This window comes from Prochlorococcus sp. RS04, assembly GCF_001989455.1.
In the GTDB taxonomy this organism is placed as follows: Bacteria; Cyanobacteriota; Cyanobacteriia; order PCC-6307; family Cyanobiaceae; genus Prochlorococcus_A.
In genome coordinates this window covers 1,028,218-1,052,827 of the sequence record NZ_CP018346.1, presented here as the reverse complement: position 1 = coordinate 1,052,827, position 24,610 = coordinate 1,028,218, and the positions used below count along the sequence as shown (strand labels likewise).

The following is a 24,610-nucleotide window of genomic DNA, read 5'->3' as shown; positions in this document are numbered from 1 at the left end:
TGCCGGTATAGCTCAGCGGAAGAGCAACTGTCTCGTAAACAGTAGGTCATTGGTTCAATTCCAATTATCGGCACTTACTAAGCAAATAAAAATGGTTAATAAAATTTTAAAAATTAGATATCTTTTTAAATTATTTATTTTTATTCCTCTCCTATTTTATTTTGGCAAAAGAAGTTATATTGCTTTTGATGAAGGTTTTTATGCACTACAAGCTAGATGGATATTAGAAAAAGGTAACTGGACAATTCCACTTTGGTGGGATGAATATGTTTTAGATAGAACAATAGGGTTACAGTTTTTAATAGCAAAGTCGCAAGACTTATTTGGAAGAAATATTTTTTCTGCATATCTACCAACAACGGTCGCTTCCATATTGATGCTATTTACGACTTATAAATTACATGAAGAATTATTTAATAAAAAATATGCGATTATATCTCCACTAATCCTTGCTACTACATATCTATGGTTTGACTACTCACACCTTGCCACTCAAGATATTATTTATTCATTTTTAGTAACTATTGGAGTATTAGCTTTAGTCAAAATAAAAAGTAAAAAAAACAAATTCTATATTCTGCTTTTTGGAATTTGGATTGGTTTAGCCTTTATGATGAAAACTTTTTTAGTTTTTGTACCGTTATTTTCACTCCTACCATATATTTTTTTAAAAAAAAATTTTTTATTGAACAAATTCTTTTGGTTAGGATTACTAATTGGATTTATTCCTTTTTTATTCTGGACATTTTCAATCAACCCTTATTTAGACAAAAATATTATTTTTTACTTAATTGAAAAGTTTAACTTTCTATCAAGTAAAAATACTTTTACAAATCCTTTCTATTATTATTTCTGGAATGTCCCGGTAACATTTCTACCATGGAGTTTTTTCGCAATTATTGGCACAATATACAATATTTCTCAAAGTAAAGAGAATAAATATATACTTGCTTTTTTTCCCTTAATTTTATTAGCGACCGTTAGCATTTTCTCTACAAAAACTCCATACTATACCCTACAAATCTCATCTATTTTTTCATTAAACACATATGTAGGAATAAAATATTTATTCAATTCTTATAAATATGGTCGATTTTTTATATTTATGACTTCAAAAATAATTCCATTATTCATATTTGCCCTAACTTTCACATATTATTTTTTCCTTAAAGATTTAATTAATTTTAATACAAAAGAAAATACATTTATAATTCTTGGATTATTATCTTTCTGCTTATCTTGGTCATTAATTAAACATAACAGTTCGTACAAAGAAATATTAATAACTCTCATAATTGGGCCTTACTTATTTACTTCATTTATTTTGCAATCAGGTTTATTCACTGATAGATCAAGAGAACTAAGAGAAAAAATGGAATATGTTTCATCCCTTGATTTAGTAAAAAATCAAACGATCATGGTTGATAAAACAGGAATCAGCAACTCACGATCGCAATCAAAAATTATAAGAATTTCTTTATCAACTCCTAAATTAGGTCGAGGAATAGAAAGTATTAATGCATTAAAAAAATCTGAATTAGCATGGACAACTGACCTTAAAACAATAAAAAATAATGATGATTCTTATGAAGTGATATATGAAAATGATGTTTTAAATCCATGGAAATTAATATTAAAAACTAAATAATCCATATATAATAAGTTGTCGTTTTTAATCTTTAATAATGAGATCTGTCAATAGTTGGAATTTAACAAATAATGAACTTCATCAATTATTCAAAGACAATAACGAATTTATTTCTATTAAGGTCCGTGGTAATACTTGGGAGCCAATCACTAGATGGCTAAGATTAGATTCAAGAATTTTTAGAGAAACTACTAGAAAAGCAAGAATAACTTTATGCGATATCGAATCTTTAGCAGAAATTTATAACTACAGATCAATTAGATGGAAAGCAAAAAAACTAACTCCAATACCCACTAAAGTAATTCCAAAATCTATAAAAAATATTTTTCGGAAAATACCAGTTATAAAACAACTTGCTTATGAACTCGAAATAGTTTTTTACAAATATAGTAAAAATATTTCTAAACATTTAATATCAATAGTAATTCCGGCAAGAAATGAAGCAGGTAATAAACAACTTTTGATTAATGCTTTAAATAAATTCAAGGATATACCGAATAAATTAGAAATCATATTTGTTGAAGGTAATAGCAATGATAATACATATGACATTTTGAAAGAATTAAAAGAAAATTTCTCAAATTTCTTCAAGATATCTCTTTTAAAACAAACTTCTAAAGGGAAGAAAAATGCTGTCGTGGAAGGATTTAATATTTCTTCAGGTGAGACCCTCGCCATAATTGATAGTGATTTTACTGTAGATATTGATGACAGTATTGCAGCAATTATAGAATCAACCAAAAATCAAAATATCCTAATTAATTGCGCCCGGACAACTTTTCCAATGGAAAAAGATGCGATGAGATGGGCAAATTATATAGGCAATAGACTCTTCGCAATTTTTCTATCAATTCTCATAAATAAATCCGTATCAGATTCACTCTGTGGAACAAAAGTTTTTTCAAGAAAATTCTTTAAACTTATGAAACAAAATGGTAGTTGGGATTCCAAGTCTGACCCATTTGGAGACTTTACAATAATATTTGAAGCTGCGAACAATAACATTAAAATACTAAATTATCCTGTTAGATATTACGCCAGAAAATCTGGAGCACCAAATATATCTAGATGGGTAGATGGATTAAAACTTCTTAAAGTATGCTGGATTTATATGATTTCTGATATCTGAATTAAATAAAATTTTCGTGAGTATTTTCTTAGTATTTTTAATTTCTCCAAATTAGTAATAAAGTAGTTAGATTCTTATAGGAAATAAATTCATTAAATTTTATGACATGAATTTTAATTTGAAGTTCGAAAAATTAAATAAAAAAAATTACCAAAGTAAGCACTATGGAAAAATACTAACTGTAAGATTGCCATGTAATCCAATATTTCCAATAGGACCTATTTATTTAGCAGACCATATACATAAATGTTTTCCAGGTTTACAGCAGCAATTCATTGATCTAGCTATAGTTCCATCAAATAAAGTTTCCAAATATTTAGCTAGAAAAATTGATCAATTTAGACCACATCTAATCATTTTTTCATGGAGAGATATACAAATTTATGCACCTGTTGATGGTAGAAGTGGAAATCCCCTACAAAACTCTTTTGAAGTCTTCTACTCGAAAAATATCCTAAAAAAAATTAGAGGTTCATGGGGAGGATTACAATTAATCGCATCTCATTATGGAGAAATATATAAAAATACTTCTTTAGTCAAGATGGGACTAAAAAGAGCACAAAAATACAATAGAAATGTAAAAGTTATTTTAGGAGGTGGTGCTGTTAGTGTCTTCTATGAACAATTGGGGAATTTACTCCCAAAAGGAACTGTTATTTCAGTTGGAGAGGGAGAAAATCTCATAGAAAAAATCATTAGAGGAGATTCAATAGAAAAAGAAAGATGTTATATTGCTGGACAAAAACCTCGCAACAAACTAATACATGAACAACCTTCAGGAACTGTTAAAACTGCCTGCAACTATAAATATATTAAATCAATATGGCCTGAATTCGATTGGTATATAGAAGGTGGTGATTATTACGTAGGGGTACAAACAAAAAGAGGTTGTCCTCATAATTGTTGTTTCTGTGTTTACACAGTTGTGGAGGGGAAGCAGGTTCGCGTTAATCCTGTTAAGGAAGTAATTAAAGAAATGAAGCAATTATATGATCTTGGAGTAAGAGGATTTTGGTTTACTGATGCACAGTTTATTCCCGCCAAAAAACATATTGAAGATGCAAAAACACTCTTACAAGCAATTAAAGACCAAGGCTGGGACGATATTAATTGGGCTGCATACATTAGAGCAGATAATATTGATGCTGAGCTAGCTCAGCTTATGGTTGATACAGGTATGAGCTATTTTGAAATAGGTATCACGTCTGGATCTCAAGAACTTGTTAGAAAAATGAGATTAGCGTATGACCTTGAAACTGTATTAAATAATTGCAAAATGCTAGTCAAATCAGGTTTCAAGAATCATGTTTCAGTCAATTATTCATTTAATGTTTTTGATGAAACGCCCAGCACCATAAGACAAACAATTGCTTACCATAGAGAATTAGAAAATATTTTTGGTAAAGGCTTAGTTGATCCAGCTATATTTTTTATAGGTTTGCAACCACACACTCTTCTTGAGAAGTACGCATTAGAACAAAAAATTTTAAAGCCAAATTATAATCCAATGAGCATGATGCCCTGGACAGCAAGAAAACTTCTTTGGAATCCAGGCTCATTAGGGAAAAAACTTGGTCAGGTTTGCTTAGAAGCATTTGATAATCCTGAAGACGAATTTGGCAAAACAGTCATCGATATTCTTGAGAGAGAATATGGAAAGTCTTCCTTAAAAGAATCCTTGAAAGTCCGTCCTTTATCAGAAAGGAAATTAGCTCATTCTAAATAATAACTGTAACGGTTATTAATCCTCTTTCTCAATTGAACTAGAAATTCCTTTAGATTTTAATGATTCTGAGTAGAATTCTGCTGGCTCTAAATCACAAACAATTACTAAACCCACACCAGTATTATGTGCCTCAAGCATTATAGCTAAAGCATCTTGTTCACTTAATTGCGGCACTACTTCTCGGAGTGAAATAGTGACATACTCCATTGAATTAACTGGGTCATTATGAAGTAAAACCTTATATTTTGGAGATTTATTTTTTAATTCAGCAGGTTTCTTTTCAATCACTACTGAATTATTATTTACACTTTGTTCTAACTTTAAAGGAAGCATTAAATTTATTAGAGTTTAAGTTGTACTTGTAATTATATATTAATTATTCTTTCCATTGCATCAAGGACGTTTGATCGTGAGTTAAATGCTGACAAGCGAAAATAACCCTCTCCTGCTAATCCAAATCCGCTCCCAGGTGTTCCCACTACACTAACTTTTTGGAGAAGGAAATCAAAAAAGTCCCAAGATGTCATTTGATCTGGAACTTTAATCCAGATATAAGGAGCATTGTCCCCACCGTAAACTTTATATCCTGAATTCTGAAGTTTATTTTTCATTATTTTTGCATTTTCCATATAAAAATCAATTAAATCTCTCACCTGTTTCTTCCCTTCAAGAGAATAAACAGCTTCTGCTCCTTTCTGAACCACATAACTTACTCCATTGAACTTTGTAGATTGTCGCCTATTCCAAAGAGGCCATAATTCTATTTCCTCATTTGTTGAGCTCAAACCTTTAAGATTTTTAGGAATTACTGTAAAAGCACATCTAACTCCAGTGAATCCTGCATTCTTTGAAAAAGATCTAAATTCAATAGCACAATCCTTTGCTCCCTCAATCTCATATATTGAATGTGGAATATCATTATCTTGAATAAATGCTTCATAAGCTGCATCAAAAAGTATTAGGGATTTGTTTTGAAGAGCATAGTCAACCCATTTTTTCAATTCTGCTTTATTAATCGTTGCTCCAGTCGGATTATTAGGAAAACAAAGATACAAAATATCAACTTTTTTTTCAGGCAGTTCTGGCAAAAAGTTATTCCCCTCGTTTATTGCAAGATATGTCAATCCTTGATAAGTACCATTTTCCAGAGAATCTCCAGTTCTGCCAGTCATAACGTTACTATCTACATAAACTGGGTAAACAGGATCTGTTACTGCAATTGAATTATCTTTGCCAAGAATATCTAAAATATTGCTACTATCGCATTTAGAACCATCAGAAACAAAGATTTCTTCAGGTGAAATTTGACAGCCTCTTGAAATAAAATCATGCTCAGATATTTTTTCTCTGAGCCATGAATAGCCTTGTTCTGGTCCATATCCTCTAAAACCATCTATTGTTCCCATTTCATCTAAAGCTTTACCCATAGCTTCTATACATGCTCTCGGTAATGGTTCTGTAACATCTCCAATACCAAGCTTAATAATTTCAGCATTCTTATTTGATTGAGAATATATTTTTACCCTTTTAGCAATTTCAGGAAATAAATAGCCTGCTTTGAGTTTTAAATAATTTTCGTTTACTTGGACCACTTTAGATAAAAAATTTCACCAATATTAGAATAATGTATCAACGTGCTTTAATGGTGATTAGATGTTAATATTATTCTAGTTATGATTAATTTCAGATATAGTCATAGCTATGAATTCAATTTCAATTAGTTTAAAAATCGTTTAAAGCTCTATAGATAGCAGAATTCAATCACTATTAACTTTATTAATTTTAAAAAGTAAAAAATAAAAGCTATAAAAAACTTGCTTTAATAAAAGAAAATTTAATTGTTTAGTTTAGACGATTTTCAAAATCCAAATCATTCAGAATCAATTATATGTCTCAGCAAATTATCATCGCTGAGCAGGCTCGAATAGCAGCACTACTCACAGATGATCGAGTTGATGAATTAATCGTCGCACAAGGTCAATATCAAATTGGCGATATTTTTTTAGGAACAGTTGAAAATGTTCTCCCTGGCATTGATGCAGCTTTTATAAATATTGGTGAAAGCGAGAAAAATGGATTCATCCATGTTTCAGATTTAGGTCCACTAAGACTTAAAAAAGGGACATTTGGAATAACTGAATTACTAGAACCAAAACAAAAAGTTTTAGTACAGGTCATAAAGGAACCCACAGGATCTAAAGGCCCCAGACTAACGGGAAGTATTTCAATCCCAGGGAAATACTTGATATTACAACCTTATGGTCAAGGAGTAAATATTTCAAGGAAAATAAATACAGAAACAGAAAGAAGCCGTTTAAAAGCTCTTGGAGTTTTAATAAAACCACCCACCACAGGCTTGTTATTTAGAACTGAAGCTGAAAAAATAAAAGAAGAACTTCTTATTGAAGATTTAGAACAATTAATTCAACAATGGGAAAATATACTAAAAGTTTCAGAAGCTTCTAATCCACCAAATTTAATAAAAAGAGATGATGATTTCTCTCTTAAGATCTTAAGAGATCATATTAAAGGAACAACTAAAAGCATAATTATTGATAGTAATTTTTCAGTTGCAAGGGCAAAAGAGTTTTTAAAAAATTATGAATCTGATATAGAGATTGAATTTCACGATAACAATTTAAATCAACATATCTTCGAAAAGTACGAAATTAAGAAAACAATTCAAAAAGCTCTCCAGCCGAGAGTAGATCTTCCTTCGGGAGGTTATATCATTATCGAACCTACTGAAGCTTTAACAGTAATCGATGTAAACTCTGGATCATTTACAAGATCCGCAAATTCAAGACAAACTGTTTTGTGGACAAACTGCGAAGCAGCAGTTGAAATCTCAAGGCAAATGAAATTAAGAAATATTGGTGGAGTTATAGTAATAGATTTTATCGATATGGAATCTAGAAGAGATCAATTTCAGTTACTTGAGCATTTTACCTCAGCAATAAAAGATGATTCTGCTAGGCCTCAAATAGCTCAGCTTACTGAATTAGGCTTAGTAGAGTTAACCAGAAAAAGACAAGGTCAAAATATATATGAATTATTCGGTCAAAAATGTTCTACATGCGATGGTACCGGACATGTAGAAAATATATTAAATCACGAAATTTCTAACTTAAAAATTAAAAATGTTGAAAATCAGTCGAATCAATCAAACAATATAAAATCTCTAGATTCAGATACTTCTCAATCAACTGATGAGCAGGAAAAAATAATTGATAAGGAATTAATTAACTCCAAAGACCTAAGTAAAAAGAATGCTTCTAATAAAAAAGAAAATGATAATGAAAATGATAATTTTAACCAATCAAATTCAAAAGAAAAAAATACAATCACAGTTGATCTTACAAATGAAGAAAAAATTGTTTTCAGTCAATTAGGTATTAATCCACTTATAAAGTTAGGTAAAGAATATCTCACCAGCAATAATTTTGTGCGTTTAAAAGAAAGTAATAAAGAAACGGAAAAATCCTTAGATAATAAAAAAACAAAAACAAAAACAAAACAAATTAAAAAAATCTCAAAATTGGGAGAAGAAAACATTCAAATTAAAATTGAAGCAAATGTAAATTCTAAAGATCAATCAACAAATAAAACTAAAGATAATAATGAAGTTGTATTTACAGATAAAAAGGATGAAATTGAACTTATAGATGAGCTAAACAATGCAAGAAAAAAAAGAAGAAGATCTTCAGCAAGCATTGAATAAAGTTTTCGAAGTTGGAATAGATGAAGTTGGAAGGGGAGCAATTTTTGGTCCGGTTTTTGCAGCAGCTGTAGTATTAAATGAAAAAAATATATCTATCTTAAAACAATTTGGAGTGACAGATAGTAAAAAACTAACTCCCAAAAGAAGAAAATTACTTTTACCAAAAATTTTATTACTCTCTTCAGATTATGGAATTGGGCAATCTTCGGCCAAAGAAATAGATAAGTTAGGTATCAGAGTTGCGACAGAACTTTCAATGATAAGGGCTTTAAAAAAATTAAAAGAAAAGCCATCTGAATTAATAATTGATGGTCCCTTATTATTAAGGCCATGGGACGGAATGCAGAAAAACATAGTATCAGGAGACTCAAAGTTTATCTCGATAGCTTCAGCAAGCATAGTTGCCAAAGTTTATCGCGACGATCTAATGGAGAGGTTAGAAAAAAAATACTCAGGATACATGATATTTAAAAATAAAGGTTATGGAACCAGAGAGCATCTTTCATTAATCAAAAAAAATGGAATAAATGAACTTCATAGGAAAAGTTTTTTAAAGAAATCAAATCTTATTTAATTCACACCAATCTAAAAAATCTTTTACGAGTTGCTGTTGAACTCTTGACTTTATACCCAAAAGAATCCCATTTAATACCGAATGACCAGTAGATTCCAAAATTTTCTTTGGTATGAGCTTCAGAAGAGGGGGTTGACTTACAGATACTCCAAGAAGTGCCTCACCTTCTAAACCTATATCAGTTGCTTCCAAATTCGCTTTTAAAATAAGATTAAAATCATCTATCATGCCTAAACCATCCAATGTGCTTTCGAGGGCACTCATTTTTAAAATTCCATCTTTATTTTCTACTGCAATTGAGACAACAGGGTTAATATCTAATTGAAAAACCTTAAAACTTGTTACTGTATACTTATATCTACCTACTCCTTCTGATACTAATTTTTTGGAGTCAAGCATTGCTCCAACAACTCTTTCTTCTTCCAAAAGATATTTAGAAAGATATTCTTTATTACGTGTTACAGAAAGCTTGAGTTTCTGTTTAGCATCAAAAGACAATAGCATTTTCTATATTCCTCCAATGCTTATTTGATCTCTTTTTTTTTTAAAATTAATCATGCGCAAACAAGTTGCATATTTAGGTCCTCAAGGAACATACGCAGAAAAAGCAGCCCATATATTATCAAAGCTTGCCAATTTTCAGACACCTATATTTGTACCATGTAATGGGTTACATTCGGTCATTAAATCAATAGCGTGCAACAATTGTGATGCTGCTGTAGTCCCTATAGAAAATTCTGTAGAAGGGGGAGTTACAGCTACTCTAGATGCCCTTTGGAAATTTCCTGAAATTTTTATAAATAAAGCAATTGTTTTACCTATAAAACATGCATTAATTAGTGATGGAGAACTTTCAAAAATTTCAGAAGTTTTATCTCATCCCCAAGCATTAGCTCAATGTTCAGAATGGTTATCTGAGAATCTTCCAAATGCAATTCCTCTCCCGACAAATTCAACATCAGAAGCTGTCAATATGATCAAGGGGAGTAAATTCAGAGCTGCTATCGGTTCAAAATCGTTAATTAAAATCGAGGGACTTAAAGAATTAGCCTTTCCTATTAATGATGTTCCAGGTAATTGCACTAGATTTGTTTTATTGAGCAGGGAATCAAATTCAAATTTAGCTAATATTGCCAGTTTTGCTTTCTCATTAATCTCAAATAAACCTGGTGCTCTACTAAAAGCTATAAATTATATTGCAGATTTTGGATTTAATATGAGTAAAATTGAATCGAGACCTTCAAAAAGAGAATTAGGCGAATACATAATTTATATTGATTTAGAAATCAATAATCAAAATAACATTAAACATTTTCTTGAATTAAAAAATAAGTTAAAGCCACTTTGCAAGAATTTTGTAGATTTTGGAAATTATTTTTCTGAAAATGTTGAACTAAATTAATTTATCCTCTACATTTATAAACTCCAAACTCCATTAAACCTTTTCTAAATGCCCAATTCATGAGAAGTATTGTTGGAATCTCTCTAATCGACTTAACTATCGCAAATGGACCAAGTGACAAAATTACAAAGGGCCTTCTAATTCCTTCAATAATGGAGTCGTACCATGAAGGATTTGTATAGGAATTCCAATTTTCAGAAATAACTCTTCCTGAACTATTTTCGTTGGTTCTAAGAATGTTACTAAATTCATTAATGCTAATAAAATTCGGATGTACCCATTGTTCAAGTAATTGTTTAAGAACTAACTTTTCAAAAAATGATGGAGGGTATGCCCCAAGGTCTCTTGAGTTCCAATCAGCCAAAGCTAAATAACCTCCAGGTCTTAGAGTTCTAAGTAATTCATCTGCAAACCTAGTTTTATCATTCATGTGTGCACCAGCTTCAACACTCCAGACGGCATCAAATGATCCATCTTCAAATTTCAAATCCAAAGCATCCATAACTTGGAAGGTGCAATTTAGCCCATAAGGAGTAAGTTCTCGTGCTCTTTTAACTTGAGCCGGACTAATTGTAATGCCAGTAACATTAAACCCATAATATTCTGCAAGAATCCTAGAACTTCCCCCTATTCCACAACCTACATCAAGTATTCTGGATCCCTGTGGTAATTTATCTAAACCACTCCATTTGACTAATTCGTGAACAAACTGAACTTTAGCCTTCCTAAAATCAATATTTTTTACCCCTGAAGGATAAAAACCCAAATGTATATGTTCTCCCCATAATCTCTCAAGTAATTTATCCTTGGTCCAAGCATCATATGCAGAAGCTACTGTACTAGTAGAAATATATTTTCTAGCATTATTTCTCCAAATAATAGTTAGGACTAGAATGAATAAAACTATTAAAAAAAAAGGGAATAATAATTCAAACATTTAATTTTCTTTTATATCAGGAAAACTCTCTTTCAATGCTGTTCTTGCTGCAAGTTGTTTTCTTGTATGATCAAGCATTTCATATTCTCTTTGCAAACGAGTAAAAGTATTTCTCTCCTCAAGGAGTCTTTGCTGTTCTTCCGCAACAGGGCCGCCCAAATGAGCTCCTATCCAAAATGATAAATCCATTGGGTTGTCAGGTAATTTATCAGGTAAATTTTTCTTAGTATTAGTTAACTTACTCGTTAAATTAATAACATCACTAAGTGCTTCTTTTACTGAATCTTTTAAAGAATCTAATTTTTGCAAATCATCAATATTATTATCACTAATCCAACTAACCATCGCAGAACAAAATGGCGTCGAACGGGTAATTTCTAAAACTTGAAATCTTTGTTGGCCGAGAGTGATAATATTACTTCTCCCATCCTCTGCAGTTTGATGTTTTAAAATTTGTGCACAACATCCAACATTAGCCATACTTTTAGTGGTTGGATCCCACTTAATCACTCCAAACATAGAATCACTTTCAAGAACGGATTGGAGCATAATCCTATATCTCGATTCAAAAATATGTAAAGGCAATACTTCTTGAGGAAAAAGGACTACCTCTGGCAAAGGAAATAGAGGTAATTCCCTTACTGAGAGTTCTCCCATTTAAACCTCATCTAATATTATTTATATTAATCAATTTAGGTCGGTTTCGGGATTTGTTAAAGTTTAACTTCTATATCTACACCACTAGGGAGATCTAGTTTCATTAAAGCATCAATAGTTTTTGCAGAAGGATTGTAGATATCTATTATTCTTCGATGTGTTCTTGTTTCAAAATGCTCTCTAGAATCTTTATCAACATGTGGTGATCTTAGGACACAATAAATTTTCCTTTTTGTAGGTAAAGGTATTGGACCTATTGCTGAGGCAGAAGTAGTATCAGCAGTTTGGATTATTTTGTCGCAAGATAGATCAAGCATTCTTCTATCAAATGCTTTGAGCCTTATTCTTATTTTTTGTTGTGCAATTGATGCAGTCATAGTTTCAAATAACTTCAAGTTAAGGGTCATTGATTAAAATGACCCTTGTCCATAAACCTATATTAGATGATTGAGGTTAAGTTTCTAAAATTAAAATTTATTATTTGAGTATTTTAGAAACAACCCCAGCACCGATAGTACGTCCGCCTTCACGTATAGCGAATCGCATGCCTTGTTCAATAGCTACTGGACAAATTAATTCTCCAGTCATCTTAATTCGGTCTCCTGGCATAACCATTTCAACATTAGAGCCATCATCTGAAGTAAATGCAGTTATTTGACCTGTCACATCAGTTGTTCTGATGTAGAACTGTGGTCTATATCCTGCAAAGAAAGGAGTATGTCTTCCACCCTCTTCTTTTTTGAGAACATAAACTTCCCCTTCAAACTGAGTATGCGGGGTAATAGATCCTTTCTTCACAAGAACCATTCCTCTCTCAATATCTTCTTTTTGTACACCCCGTAAAAGTAAACCAACATTATCGCCAGCCATACCTTCGTCAAGAAGTTTTCGGAACATTTCAACTCCAGTAACAGTTGTTATTCTTGTATCTCTTATTCCAACTATTTCTACTTCTTCTCCAACCTTAACTTTACCTCTCTCAATTCTTCCAGTAGCAACAGTTCCTCTACCAGTAATCGAGAAAACGTCTTCAACTGCCATCAAGAATGGTTTATCAACTTCTCTTTCTGGCTCAGGGATGCTAGCATCAACTGCTTTCATTAATTCTTCAATCTTTGATTCCCAAGTAGAATCGCCTTCGAGTGCTTTTAAACCTGAAACTTGAACTATAGGAATGTCATCTCCGGGGAAGTCATAACTATCTAACAGTTCCCTAATTTCCATTTCGACAAGTTCAATAATTTCTTCATCATCGACCATATCGCATTTATTAAGAGCAACTACAAGAGCCGGAACTCCAACCTGTTTAGCTAAAAGAATATGCTCTTTAGTTTGAGCCATAGGACCATCTGTAGCTGCACAAACTAGAATAGCTCCATCCATCTGGGCGGCCCCTGTGATCATGTTTTTCACATAATCAGCATGTCCTGGGCAATCGACATGAGCATAATGTCTGCCTTCAGTTTCATATTCAACATGAGCTGTATTAATGGTAATGCCACGCTCTCTTTCTTCAGGAGCACCATCAATGTCTCCATAGTCTTGAGCTTGTGCTTGACCTTTTTTGGCTAATACATTTGTAATAGCAGCTGTTAGTGTTGTTTTTCCATGATCAACATGGCCAATAGTACCTATGTTGACATGTGGTTTGTTTCTTTCGAACTTCTCGCGAGCCATTTTGAATTAAAGAATCGAGGGTTTAAGAGTTTTTTAGTTTAGAGATCAGGAGTTGCCCTGATTCTTGGAAATGATAGCTTCAGCAACATTACGAGGAACTTCTTCATAATTTGCGAACTCCATCGAAAATATACCCCGACCTTGAGTCATTGATCGGAGTTGAGTGGCATAACCGAACATTTCGGCTAAGGGCACTTTGGCCTGTACCTTAGACAATCCATCGTCAACAGATTGTCCTTCTACTTGACCTCTTCTGGAAGAGAGATCACCAATTACAGATCCAAGAAAATCGTCAGGGCTTTCAACCTCAACTTTCATCATAGGCTCTAAAAGGACAGGATTGCATTTTTTAACCCCGTCTTTAAAAGCCATGGAACCTGCAATTTTGAAGGCCATTTCAGATGAGTCTACATCGTGGAATGAACCATCGACTAGTGTTACTTTTACATCAATGAGTGGATAACCGGCAAGAACACCAGATTCACAGGTCTCTTTCATTCCATTAGATGCAGGTCCAATATACTCTTTTGGTACAGCTCCACCAACAATTTTGTTTACAAATTCGAAACCTTTACCAACTTCAGCAGGTTCCATTTCAATAATCACATGACCATATTGACCTTTACCTCCAGTCTGTCTTGCATATTTACCTTCACCTTTAGAACTAGACCTAATAGTTTCTCTATATGAAACTTGTGGAGCTCCTATATTTGCTTCAACTTTAAATTCCCTTAACATCCTATCAACAAGGATTTCTAAGTGTAACTCACCCATACCTGCAATAACAGTTTGATTTGTCTCAGGATCTGTACTTACCCTGAATGTTGGATCCTCTTCAGACAAAGCAGTTAATGCTTTTGATAATTTTTCCATATCGCCTTTAGTTTTTGGCTCAACAGCTACAGAGATAACAGGTTCAGGGATAAACAATGTCTCCAAAACTATTGGATCTTCTGTGTTACACAAAGTGTCACCAGTTGTTGTGTTCTTCAGGCCTAATACAGCACCTAAATCCCCAGCCCTCAATTCATCAACCTCCTCTCTTTCATCAGCCTTAAGAATCACTAATCTAGAAATTCTCTCTTTAGCATCCTTAGTAGAATTCATTACGTAACTTCCCTTTGAAAGAACACCTGAATACATTCTTACAAAAGTTAATTTCCCATAGGGATCTGACATCACTTTGAATGCTAATGCACTGAAAGGAGCATTATCATCTGAAGGTCTAACGTCTTCTTTGCCACTTGGCAAAACACCTTGTATTGGTTTCACATCAACTGGAGCTGGCAAGTAATCAACTACAGCGTCTAATACAAGTTGGACACCTTTATTTTTAAAAGCTGAACCGCATAATACTGGAACCAATCCATGTTTTAAAACTCCTTCTCTAATACCTTTTTTAAGTTGCTCTTCAGATAATTCTCCGGTTTCGAGAAATATTTCTATTAACTCTTCATCATTTTCTGCAACACTTTCCATTAACTTTAATCTCCATTCAGAAGCTTCGTCCTCCATGTCAGATGGGATTGGTGCTTCTTCAATATCAGTACCTAAATCGTTTTTGTAAAGATATGCTTTGTTGGCTACTAAATCAATAATGCCTGTAAGATCACCTTCAGCACCAATAGGTAACTGGATTGGAAGTGCATTTGCCTTTAGTCGATCTTTAATTTGCTTATTAACCTTTAAAAAATCCGCACCAGTTCTGTCCATTTTATTAACAAAAACCATTCTTGGAACAGAGTATCTATCCGCTTGACGCCAAACCGTTTCGGATTGAGGCTGAACTCCACCAACTGCGCAAAATACAGCTATGACTCCATCCAAGACACGCATTGATCTTTCAACTTCAATAGTAAAGTCAACGTGTCCAGGAGTATCAATAATATTAATCCTATGATCTTGCCAACTAGTAGATATTGCAGCCGCAGTAATAGTTATTCCTCTTTCTCTTTCTTGATCCATCCAATCTGTTACTGCAGCACCATCATGAACCTCTCCTATTTTATGAACTACACCTGAATAAAATAAAATTCTTTCAGTTGTTGTTGTCTTACCTGCATCAATATGAGCGGCTATACCTATGTTCCTTACTCGTTCTAGGGGAAAGTCGCGTGCCAATTTTAAAGCTCCAAATAAAATAATTTTTGATAAGTGTAGTTCACCCTATGAGCAAACTTTAATAATAATAAACTACTTAAGTGCCTTTTGATGAAATTAATATCTGTAATGCGCAAAAGCTTTATTAGCTTCTGCCATTTTATGAGTATCTTCTCTTTTTTTAACGGCACTGCCTGTTTCATTTGCTGCATCCATCAACTCTCCAGCAAGTTTTTGGGACATGCTTTTTCCATTTCTTGCGCGAGAGAATGTAACAAGCCATCTTAATGCCATAGCCGTTCCCCTATCTTGGCGCACTTCCATAGGTACTTGATATGTTGCACCACCAACTCTTCTAGCTCTTACCTCGACAAGAGGAGTAGCATTTTTTACAGCTGTTTCAAATAATTCCACTGCATTACCACCTGTTCTTTCGCTTATTAAAGAAAACGCATCAGACAATATTCTTTGAGCTGTAGATTTTTTACCATGTTTCATCAATCGAGAAATCATCATTGAAGCAAGACGACTATTAAATTGAGGATCAGGCAGAACTGGTCTTTTTACCGCTGCATTACGACGTGACATAATTTAAAAAAGTGATGTTTGCAAATTAATCTTTTGGAGCTTTTGCTCCATACTTAGATCTGGATTGACGTCTATCTTTGACTCCAGCCGTATCTAAAGTTCCCCTTATTATATGATATCTAACTCCTGGCAAATCCTTGACTCTTCCACCCCTAAGTAGTACTACAGAATGTTCTTGCAAATTATGTCCAATCCCAGGAATATAAGCAGTTACCTCAAAACCAGAAGTTAATCTAACCCTAGCAACTTTCCTCAAAGCTGAATTTGGCTTCTTTGGTGTTGATGTATAGACTCTTGTACATACCCCTCTTCTCTCAGGGCAAGCTTTTAATGCAGGAGATTTTGTTTTCTTTGTCAGACGTTTTCTTTCTGAACCTACTAATTGTGAGATGGTGGGCATCTATTAAACTTAGATAAAAATAAATATTTTATTATCATAACCTTTTACGAGCACGAACTAAAAGTTTTTAATTATATTTTTTTTAAAATTTGTCAAATTAAAATTCTTTGGTAAATATTCATTATCTTTAGATTTATTTTCATATTTATTTTTATAATAGGAATACATAAATAACTAAATAGAATTAAATAATCTATGGGAGAGAGTATCAAAAGAATCGTTGGCCCATATCAAGATAGTTATTCCCCAAATGGAATAATTGGGGAGAAAGATGCGTGTGGAGTTGGTTTCATAGCAAATATTAAAGGGGTCGAAAGCAATTGGATCCTTAAACAGTCCCTTAAAGGGCTTAACTGCATGGAACATAGAGGAGGTTGTGGAGGAGATAGTGATTCAGGAGATGGAGCGGGAATTTTATGTTCAATTCCATGGGGATATCTAGAAGAAAAAATTAATCTAAAAAATAATCAAGAGTCTAATAGAGGTTTAGGCATGATTTTTATGCCTAATAAACAAGAAAAAATTGAATTATGCAAATCGATATGTGATCAAGAAGCAGAAAAATTAAAAGTCAACAAAACATCTTGGAGAAAAGTACCTGTTAATTATGAAATCTTAGGTCCTTTAGCTAAAGCAAATGCTCCATTCATCTGTCAGTGGATTTTATATATAGCTAAAAAAGATCATCAGGATGTTGAAAGGCTTTTATTTCAATTAAGGAAAAGAATTGAGAAAAAAATAAGAGAAACTTTTAAAAATGATGTTGGGGATTGTGAATTTTATTTTGCCTCACTAAGTTCTCAAACAGTTGTTTATAAAGGTATGGTTCGCTCTGAAATATTATCCGAGTTTTATCAAGATCTAAAAGAAGAGAGTTTTAAAGTTTCATTTTCTGTTTATCATCGTAGATTTAGTACTAATACACTTCCAAAATGGCCGCTAGCTCAACCCATGAGATTTTTGGGTCATAATGGCGAAATAAATACTCTCTTAGGTAATATCAACTGGGCTAAGGCTTCAGAAACACATATAGATGATTTTTGGGGAGAGTTATCTAATGAAATCAAGCCTATTGTAGATGTAAACAAAAGTGATTCATCAAATCTTGATGCAACCCTTGAAATCAATATTCGTTCAGGTCAGCCCATTACTGACTCATTATTAAAACTTGTTCCTGAAGCATTTAGAGATCAACCAGAACTTGAGCAGAGAGATGATATAAAAGCTTTTTATGAATATTCTGCAAGCCTGCAAGAGGCTTGGGATGGTCCAGCACTCCTTGTATTTGCTGATGGAAATTTTGTCGGAGCAACGCTTGATAGAAATGGCCTAAGACCAGCAAGATATTCAGTCACAAATGATGGTTTTGTAATAATGGGTTCTGAAACAGGAGTAGTAGATCTTGAAGAAGAAAGAGTAATAGAAAAAGGGCGATTAGGACCAGGACAAATGTTGGCAGTTGATTTTCATCAGAATAGAATCCTAAGAAATTGGGAAGTAAAATCTGAAGCCGCTCAAAGGCATGATTATAAAAATCTTTTCAGTAATAGAACTATCAAAATTGAAAATAATGAATGGGTTAAAGACTGCAAACTAAAAGACCTTGAGTTGTTGCAACAACAAACTGCATACGGGTTTTCAGCGGAAGATAATGACCTTATCTTAGATTCAATGGCTTCATTAGCTAAAGAGCCTACATATTGCATGGGCGATGACATCCCATTAGCAGTTCTTTCATCTAAGCCACATATTTTATACGACTACTTTAAGCAAAGATTTGCGCAAGTTACTAATCCTCCTATTGACCCTCTGAGAGAAAAACTTGTAATGAGTTTAGAGATGCATCTAGGAGAAAGATGTACACCATTTGAAATTAAAGATGCTAAACCCTTTGTTCATTTACAAAGTCCGATTCTTAATGAGGTAGAACTCATTTCCATCAAAAAATCAAAAATTAAATCACAGACAATTTCAAGTTTGTTTGATTTAGAAGAAGGTATTGAAGGCTTGGAGAACCAATTAAAAGCAATCTGTAAACAGAGTGAGCTGTCTATAAAAGAAGGTTGCTCTTTAATTATCATTTCTGATAAGGGAATTAATCCTAAAAAGACTTTTATACCTCCTTTACTTGCTGTTGGAGCAATTCATCATTATCTTCTTAAAAAAGAAATCAGGCTAAAAGCTTCTCTAATAATTGAGACTGGTCAATGCTGGAGCACACATCACTTAGCTTGTTTAATTGGATATGGAGCAAGTGCAGTTTGCCCTTGGTTGACCTTCGAAGCAGGTAGACACTGGTTAAAACATCCAAAAACACAAAAACTCATTGATAGCAAAAAAATAAATCCATTATCAACAGTTGATGTTCAAGAAAATATTAAAAAAGCTTTAGAAGACGGTCTAAGAAAAATTCTCTCAAAAATAGGCATCTCACTTTTATCTAGTTACCATGGTGCACAAATTTTTGAAGCTGTAGGCCTTGGATCTGACTTAATAAAAATTGCCTTTGATGGCACAACAAGTCGTATAGCAGGCATAACACTAAAAGAATTAACTAATGAAACACTTTCAATACATACGAAAGCCTATCCAGAGATCGATATAAAGAAATTAGAATTTTTAGGATTTGTACAATTTAGAAATAATGGAGAATATCATTCCAATAACCCAGAGATGTCCAAGGTTTTACATTCAGCGGTAAAACAAGGACCAGGATACGATCATTTTGAAACTTACAAAAAACTTATTAGTAATAGACCGACAACATCTCTTAGAGATTTACTAACAATTAATTCAACAAGAAAAAGTATTCCATTAGAGGAAGTTGAAAGTGTTGAATCAATTTGCAAAAGGTTCTGTACAGGGGGAATGAGTTTAGGTGCTTTATCCAGAGAAGCGCATGAAGTTTTAGCAGTTGCAATGAATAGAATTGGTGGAAAAAGTAATAGTGGAGAAGGAGGAGAAGATCCAGCTCGTTTTAATGTTTTAAATGATATCGATGAAAATACTCAGTCAGCGACGTTGCCATTTATTAAAGGCTTAGAGAATGGAGACACCGCATGCTCAGCTATTAAACAAATAGCATCAGGAAGGTTTGGAGTTACACCTGAATATCTAAGAAGTGGTAAACAACTCGAAATTAAAATGGCTCAAGGTGCAAAACCCGGAGAGGGGGGACAATTACCTGGTCCAAAAGTTGATTCTTACATCGCAAAACTAAGAAATAGTAAACCTGGGGTAGCTTTAATATCTCCTCCCCCGCATCATGATATTTATTCAATTGAAGATTTAGCTCAACTTATCCACGACTTACATCAAGTTCATCCAAAAGCGAAAGTAAGCGTTAAACTTGTTTCTGAAATTGGTATAGGCACTATTGCTGCTGGAGTAAGCAAAGCTAATGCAGATGTAATTCAAATATCAGGCCATGACGGAGGTACAGGTGCTTCACCCCTGAGTTCTATTAAACATGCAGGTTTACCATGGGAACTTGGTGTTGCTGAGGTTCATAAATCTCTCTTAGAGAATAACTTACGCGAAAGAGTAATTTTGAGAACTGATGGAGGTCTTAAAACAGGCTGGGACGTAGTTATTGCAGCTTTACTAGGCGCTGAAGAATACGGTTTTGGTTCTGTAGCGATGATTGCTGAAGGATGCATAATGGCTCGGGTTTGTCATACAAACAAGTGTCCTGTTGGAGTTGCCACACAAAAAGAAGAATTAAGAAAAAGATTTAAAGGTATTCCAGAAAATGTCGTCAATTTTTTCTTGTATATTGCTGAAGAAGTAAGACAGATTATGAGTAGTATCGGTGTCTCTAATATGGAAGAACTGATTGGTAATCAAGAATTTCTTTCTGCAAGAAATATCGATCTTCCAAAAACTTCTAATATTGATCTTTCTTCTTTAGTAAATGAACACTCAACCACTGATAGATCATGGTTAAAACACTTAAAAACTGCCCATAGTAATGGTTCTGTATTAGAAGACGAGTTTTTGTCTGATACTAAATTTATAGATTCAATTAAAAATCACGAAATATTAAACAAAGAAATTGAGATAAAAAATACCGATAGAAGTGTTTGTGCGAAAATATCAGGCGAAATCGCAGAACTTCATGGCAACACTGGCTTCAAAGGCAAAATCAACTTAAATTTCAAAGGATATGCAGGACAAAGCTTTGGTGCCTTTTTATTGAAGGGAATGAATGTTCAATTAATCGGAGAAGCTAATGATTATGTTTGTAAAGGAATGAATGGAGGCATACTCACAATTATTCCACCAAAAATAAATGAAATCTCCTCCGAACAAGTTATTTTAGGAAACACCTGTCTTTATGGAGCAACAGGTGGAAAATTATTTGCATTAGGAAAATCGGGAGAAAGATTTGCGGTTAGAAATAGTGGTGCTACAGCGGTAACAGAAGGAGCAGGTGATCATTGTTGTGAATATATGACTGGTGGGAAAGTAGTTATACTAGGTTCCACAGGAAGGAATATTGGTGCAGGCATGACCGGTGGAATAGCTTTTATAATCGATGAAAATAATGATTTAAGTAACAAAGTAAATAAAGAAATAGTAAGCATTCATCAAATAACTTCATCCAAACAGGAAAATATCTTATTGGAAATTCTTAGAGAATATCAAGCAAAAACAAATAGCTTAAAGGCTGCCAAAATAATTGAAAATTGGTCTCATTTTAAGAGTACTTTCAAATTAATTGTTCCCCCAAGCGAAGAAGAGATGCTTGGTATAAAAAAAATGTAAATGCCTTTCTTTGTAAAAACTGAAATTATAAAAAAAGAATACTTAATTAATAATGATTTAAAACGTAAAATAATTAACGAACATATTGATTGGGTAAAAAAATTAAAAACACAGGGAATTAATATAAAAAGTGGATTTTTGGTAGATGAGTTAAATAGGCCGGGTGACGGCGGATTACTTATTCTTGAGATGAATAACTATAGAAATGCACTAAAAATAATTAAGAATGATCCAATGATTAAAAATGATCTAGTTGAATGGAAATTAAATGAGTGGGTTGATCCAAATAAATGAATATAACTATCTTGGATACTTTTTCATAAGTTTTTGAATTTCTTCAGCATGGTAGCTACTACGAGTTAAAGGAGAACTAACTACTTGCATGAATTTTAAATCTTTTTCCCCGAACACTTTAAAGTAGTTAAATTTTGAAGGACTTACAAATCTTTTAACAGGTAAATGATTAGGGCCAGGAGATAAATATTGGCCAATAGTAACAATATCAACGAAATTACTTTTTAAATCCTTAAGCAGACTTAAGACCTCCTCGTCTTTTTCCCCTAAACCAAGCATGAAGCCTGACTTTGTATAAATTTTGGGAGAATAGTCTCTGGTTCTTTTAAGCAACTCAAGAGTTCTTTCATATTTGCCTTGAGGTCTTACTTTTTTATATAGCGAAGACACAGTCTCAATATTGTGGTTTAAAACATTTGGATTTGAATCAAGAACTTTTTCAAGCGCTTTCCAGTTGCCGCAAAGATCAGGTATTAGAAGCTCAATAGTAGTTTCAGGAGATTTTTCTCTTATTTGATGAACACATTGAAAAAATTGAGATGCGCCACCATCCTCAAGATCGTCTCTATTAACTGATGTGATTACAACATGCTTAAGCTTCATTCTAAAAACAGCTTCAGCTAAACGATATGGTTCAGTTGGGTCTAAGTCTCTCTTAGATCTATCAAAATCAATATCGCAATATGGACATGCCCTAGTGCAACCAGGGCCCATTATGAGGAAAGTTGCAGTTCCACTAGCAAAACATTCGCCGATATTTGGACAGCTTGCTTCTTGACATACTGTATTGAGATTTAAATCATTTAATAAATTTGCAGTATTACCAATTCGCTCAACTTGTGGAGCTTTGACCCTTAACCATTCAGGTTTTGAAATTAAACTATTAGTATTATTAGTCACATTAAATCTGCTTGACCTGTAATTTTATTTTACTAAAAACAAGATGAATTAACTATTTATAATTTCAAAGAGGAAGCTCATTCAACAGAAGTAAATAAATAAATGAATTCAACTAATCCTTCTGCAATTAAGAAAATTTTTTAATTAGATTTACTCATTACACAACGTTCTTGTTTCATTAACTAAAATTGAATCAGATTTCATAACGTTATTTTTAATATAGATATCAGAACACATTAACTTTAAAAATATGGCTAAAAAGTTGATCATAACAGCTTTATTTTGTACTAAAAAGTGTTTTTTTTAATATTTTTTGATACAGTAAAAAATATATGTAATAAAACATTGACTTTTAAATTCAAAAGAAAACGTATTTTATTATCGGAAAAAAGTAAAAACTCTAAAGCAATAGGTTATGCTAGAGCTACTCATAACGAATATGAATATTTAGAAGAACAAATAAAAATTTTGAAGGAAGAGGGCTGCAGTTTAGTGTTCTCTGAATTTATAAGTTTAGATGAAGAAATCAAACCCCAACTCAATAAAGCTATAAATTCCTTATCAAAAGGCGATCAATTAATAATAACTCAGCTTGATCGAGCATTTAAAAATAAACAAGAATGTTTGATTACCATAAATAAACTTATTAATAAGGATATCCAATTGCGAACTTTGACTGGTTTTTTTGCTGCTAATGAATCTTCTAATGCAAATTCTTCAATTTTTAAGATTTTATATGAATTAGATAATTTAGAAGACAAAAGTTTAGGTGAAAGAAAAAAAGAACAATTATTACGCAGAAAATTATCTGGAAATAATTTGGGAGGAAGGCCCAAAATAAGTCCTCTAAAAGAATCTTTAGTAATCAGATTGCGTAATGAAGGATATTCTTATCGATCAATCAGATCACAAACAGGAATTGCTTTGTCAACAATAAGAAGAGTAATTTTGGAAGGAGAACTAGCATAAAATGAAGAGGAAAGAAATTGAAAATTTAATTAAAGAAAATTTTAAAGATACAGCGTTGCGCATTTATGAATTAGATAATGAAGATAGAAAAAGTTTATTGGCTGAATATAGAGAATGGATTATGAATGATTTAGATTTTGCAGAAGTAATGATGTTGCCTTATGAAGCCTATACTGACAAATTAGATTCTAATTTCTTAGAAGATTCACTTTAGTCCTCAATAGTATATCTCTTATTAAAATCGTATACTTCTTTTGCTATAAACGGTAAAAGGGAAGAATCTTTGGAATATTTTTCTCCATTACAAAAAACTACTAATAAAGTTTGTAGAGATTGATTATTAATCCACCAAGCAGAATCATGTCTAACTTCAGACATTAAGCCTGCTTTACTCCAAAGATTAATGCTTTCTGGTAATCCTTCACCCAAAAAACCTTCTATTTGATTAAAAGAATCGTTTTTAAGAACAACTTTATTTAAATTTCTTTTTAAAAAACTTCGCAAATTTAAATTATTTTCTCGATAATCAATATGAATCATAATTTCCTCCATAACCCTTGCAGCTGAATCAGAGTTCATAGCGTTTCTATTTTTATTATCATATCCATAAAATTCTTTCTCACGACCAAATGGCCCATCATCCCAAGTCTTCTGACAGCAATTTATACCAACCAATTCTTCCCAATTTAAATCATGTAGCCAATCATTTATTATACTTCTTTGGTATTTCCAATTTTCCCATAATTCGCCTTCAATACGAGGGCCACTTGTTGTTCCAGTAAGTAAATCAATTAAAAAGCTTGTTGCATTATTACTAGAGAAAGACAACATTTTCCCTACAGCATCAATAATTTCATCTGATAATAATAAACTTCCTTTTTTAATCCAATAAAATGCCGCAAGGCCATAAACTAACTTGACTATGCTGGCAGGGTAAACCATTTTTTTGTTATTAATGCCAGTTCCAAAACCTTTAAATACACTTTTATTTTCACTTTTATAATTAATCCAAGTTATCGAAATATCTTCTCTTGAAAAATCTTTATCATGAGAGCATACTCTCCTTAAAATATCATTTAAGGCTAGACCCATCTCCTGACTTAAATAGTAAAAGGACATTG

General features: G+C 32.7%; 22 protein-coding genes and 1 tRNA gene. 11 read left to right on the top strand and 12 right to left on the bottom strand.

Annotated features, from left to right (window positions below):
• Window position 1: 1 nt before the first annotated feature.
• The 4 genes from BS621_RS05865 to BS621_RS05850 all read left to right on the top strand — a co-directional run bounded on the left by BS621_RS05865 (window position 2) and on the right by BS621_RS05850 (window position 4,503).
• Window positions 2–73, top strand: a tRNA-Thr gene (locus BS621_RS05865).
• An 18-nt stretch (window positions 74–91) separates the two neighbouring features.
• Window positions 92–1,648, top strand: coding sequence for an ArnT family glycosyltransferase (locus tag BS621_RS05860; RefSeq protein WP_077142148.1), 1,557 nt, complete (start codon window positions 92–94; stop codon window positions 1,646–1,648).
• 37 nt (window positions 1,649–1,685) lie between these two features.
• Entirely contained in the window at window positions 1,686–2,777 is a 1,092-nt protein-coding gene (locus BS621_RS05855) for a glycosyltransferase family 2 protein (RefSeq protein WP_077142147.1), read from the top strand.
• Between the two features lie 106 nt (window positions 2,778–2,883).
• Window positions 2,884–4,503, top strand: coding sequence for a photosystem II high light acclimation radical SAM protein (locus tag BS621_RS05850; protein WP_077142146.1), 1,620 nt, complete (start codon window positions 2,884–2,886; stop codon window positions 4,501–4,503).
• Window positions 4,504–4,518: 15 nt separating this feature from the next.
• Here the strand turns inward: BS621_RS05850 and clpS are convergent, their stop codons facing one another.
• Both clpS and BS621_RS05840 read right to left on the bottom strand, forming a co-directional pair.
• Complete coding sequence (gene clpS / locus BS621_RS05845; protein ID WP_077142145.1) at window positions 4,519–4,836, bottom strand: ATP-dependent Clp protease adapter ClpS; 318 nt, start codon at window positions 4,834–4,836, stop codon at window positions 4,519–4,521.
• Window positions 4,837–4,868: 32 nt separating this feature from the next.
• A complete protein-coding gene (locus tag BS621_RS05840; protein ID WP_077142144.1) occupies window positions 4,869–6,095 on the bottom strand; it encodes an LL-diaminopimelate aminotransferase in 1,227 nt (408 codons plus the stop codon).
• A gap of 296 nt (window positions 6,096–6,391) precedes the next feature.
• Between BS621_RS05840 and BS621_RS05835 the strand changes: the two genes are divergently transcribed.
• Both BS621_RS05835 and BS621_RS05830 read left to right on the top strand, forming a co-directional pair.
• Window positions 6,392–8,224, top strand: a complete 1,833-nt coding sequence (locus BS621_RS05835) for an Rne/Rng family ribonuclease (protein ID WP_077142143.1) — start codon at window positions 6,392–6,394, stop codon at window positions 8,222–8,224.
• On the top strand, window positions 8,181–8,798 hold the full coding sequence (locus BS621_RS05830; protein WP_077142142.1) for a ribonuclease HII: 618 nt from the start codon (window positions 8,181–8,183) through the stop codon (window positions 8,796–8,798). The genes BS621_RS05835 and BS621_RS05830 overlap by 44 nt, the downstream gene beginning before the upstream one ends.
• Here the strand turns inward: BS621_RS05830 and BS621_RS05825 are convergent.
• On the bottom strand, window positions 8,784–9,302 hold the full coding sequence (locus BS621_RS05825) for a DUF1997 domain-containing protein (protein WP_077142141.1): 519 nt from the start codon (window positions 9,300–9,302) through the stop codon (window positions 8,784–8,786). The two genes, BS621_RS05830 and BS621_RS05825, sit on opposite strands and share 15 nt — an antisense overlap.
• A 52-nt stretch (window positions 9,303–9,354) precedes the next feature.
• On the opposite strand from BS621_RS05825, the gene pheA reads away from it, so the two are divergent.
• The gene (gene pheA, locus BS621_RS05820; protein WP_077142140.1) at window positions 9,355–10,200 is read left to right on the top strand and encodes a prephenate dehydratase; all 846 of its coding nucleotides are present in this window, start codon (window positions 9,355–9,357) and stop codon (window positions 10,198–10,200) included.
• A gap of 1 nt (window position 10,201) precedes the next feature.
• Here the strand turns inward: pheA and BS621_RS05815 are convergent, their stop codons facing one another.
• From BS621_RS05815 to rpsL, 7 genes are all read right to left on the bottom strand, one after another.
• Window positions 10,202–11,137, bottom strand: coding sequence for a methyltransferase domain-containing protein (locus BS621_RS05815; protein WP_077142139.1), 936 nt, complete (start codon window positions 11,135–11,137; stop codon window positions 10,202–10,204).
• Window positions 11,138–11,794: an LON peptidase substrate-binding domain-containing protein gene (locus tag BS621_RS05810; RefSeq protein WP_025937623.1), complete on the bottom strand. Its 657-nt coding sequence runs from the start codon at window positions 11,792–11,794 to the stop codon at window positions 11,138–11,140.
• Window positions 11,795–11,850: 56 nt separating this feature from the next.
• On the bottom strand, window positions 11,851–12,171 hold the full coding sequence (gene rpsJ, locus BS621_RS05805) for a 30S ribosomal protein S10 (RefSeq protein ID WP_077142138.1): 321 nt from the start codon (window positions 12,169–12,171) through the stop codon (window positions 11,851–11,853).
• A 100-nt stretch (window positions 12,172–12,271) separates the two neighbouring features.
• Window positions 12,272–13,471 (bottom strand): elongation factor Tu, encoded by a 1,200-nt coding sequence (gene tuf, locus BS621_RS05800; protein WP_077142137.1) that lies wholly within the window; start codon window positions 13,469–13,471, stop codon window positions 12,272–12,274.
• A 45-nt stretch (window positions 13,472–13,516) separates the two neighbouring features.
• Window positions 13,517–15,592 carry an elongation factor G gene (gene fusA, locus BS621_RS05795; RefSeq protein ID WP_025937624.1) on the bottom strand — a complete coding sequence of 692 codons (2,076 nt, stop codon included), beginning with the start codon at window positions 15,590–15,592 and terminating at the stop codon, window positions 13,517–13,519.
• 96 nt (window positions 15,593–15,688) lie between these two features.
• Window positions 15,689–16,159: a 30S ribosomal protein S7 gene (rpsG, locus tag BS621_RS05790; protein WP_025923576.1), complete on the bottom strand. Its 471-nt coding sequence runs from the start codon at window positions 16,157–16,159 to the stop codon at window positions 15,689–15,691.
• 25 nt (window positions 16,160–16,184) lie between these two features.
• Complete coding sequence (rpsL, locus tag BS621_RS05785; protein ID WP_002805703.1) at window positions 16,185–16,559, bottom strand: 30S ribosomal protein S12; 375 nt, start codon at window positions 16,557–16,559, stop codon at window positions 16,185–16,187.
• A 195-nt stretch (window positions 16,560–16,754) separates the two neighbouring features.
• Between rpsL and gltB the strand changes: the two genes are divergently transcribed.
• Both gltB and BS621_RS05775 read left to right on the top strand, forming a co-directional pair.
• Complete coding sequence (gene gltB, locus BS621_RS05780) at window positions 16,755–21,326, top strand: glutamate synthase large subunit (RefSeq protein WP_077142136.1); 4,572 nt, start codon at window positions 16,755–16,757, stop codon at window positions 21,324–21,326.
• Window positions 21,327–21,620 (top strand): YciI family protein, encoded by a 294-nt coding sequence (locus BS621_RS05775; protein ID WP_025934014.1) that lies wholly within the window; start codon window positions 21,327–21,329, stop codon window positions 21,618–21,620.
• Window positions 21,621–21,626: 6 nt separating this feature from the next.
• Here the strand turns inward: BS621_RS05775 and lipA are convergent, their stop codons facing one another.
• Entirely contained in the window at window positions 21,627–22,520 is an 894-nt protein-coding gene (lipA, locus tag BS621_RS05770; RefSeq protein ID WP_077142135.1) for a lipoyl synthase, read from the bottom strand.
• Window positions 22,521–22,865: 345 nt separating this feature from the next.
• On the opposite strand from lipA, the gene BS621_RS05765 reads away from it, so the two are divergent.
• On the top strand, window positions 22,866–23,489 hold the full coding sequence (locus BS621_RS05765) for a recombinase family protein (RefSeq protein WP_225866689.1): 624 nt from the start codon (window positions 22,866–22,868) through the stop codon (window positions 23,487–23,489).
• 1 nt (window position 23,490) lies between these two features.
• Window positions 23,491–23,703, top strand: a complete 213-nt coding sequence (locus BS621_RS05760; RefSeq protein WP_077142133.1) for a hypothetical protein — start codon at window positions 23,491–23,493, stop codon at window positions 23,701–23,703.
• On the opposite strand, the gene BS621_RS05755 is transcribed toward BS621_RS05760, so the two are convergent.
• The gene (locus BS621_RS05755; RefSeq protein ID WP_077142132.1) at window positions 23,700–24,608 is read right to left on the bottom strand and encodes a serine hydrolase; all 909 of its coding nucleotides are present in this window, start codon (window positions 24,606–24,608) and stop codon (window positions 23,700–23,702) included. The genes BS621_RS05760 and BS621_RS05755 overlap by 4 nt on opposite strands.
• Window positions 24,609–24,610: the final 2 nt, after the last annotated feature.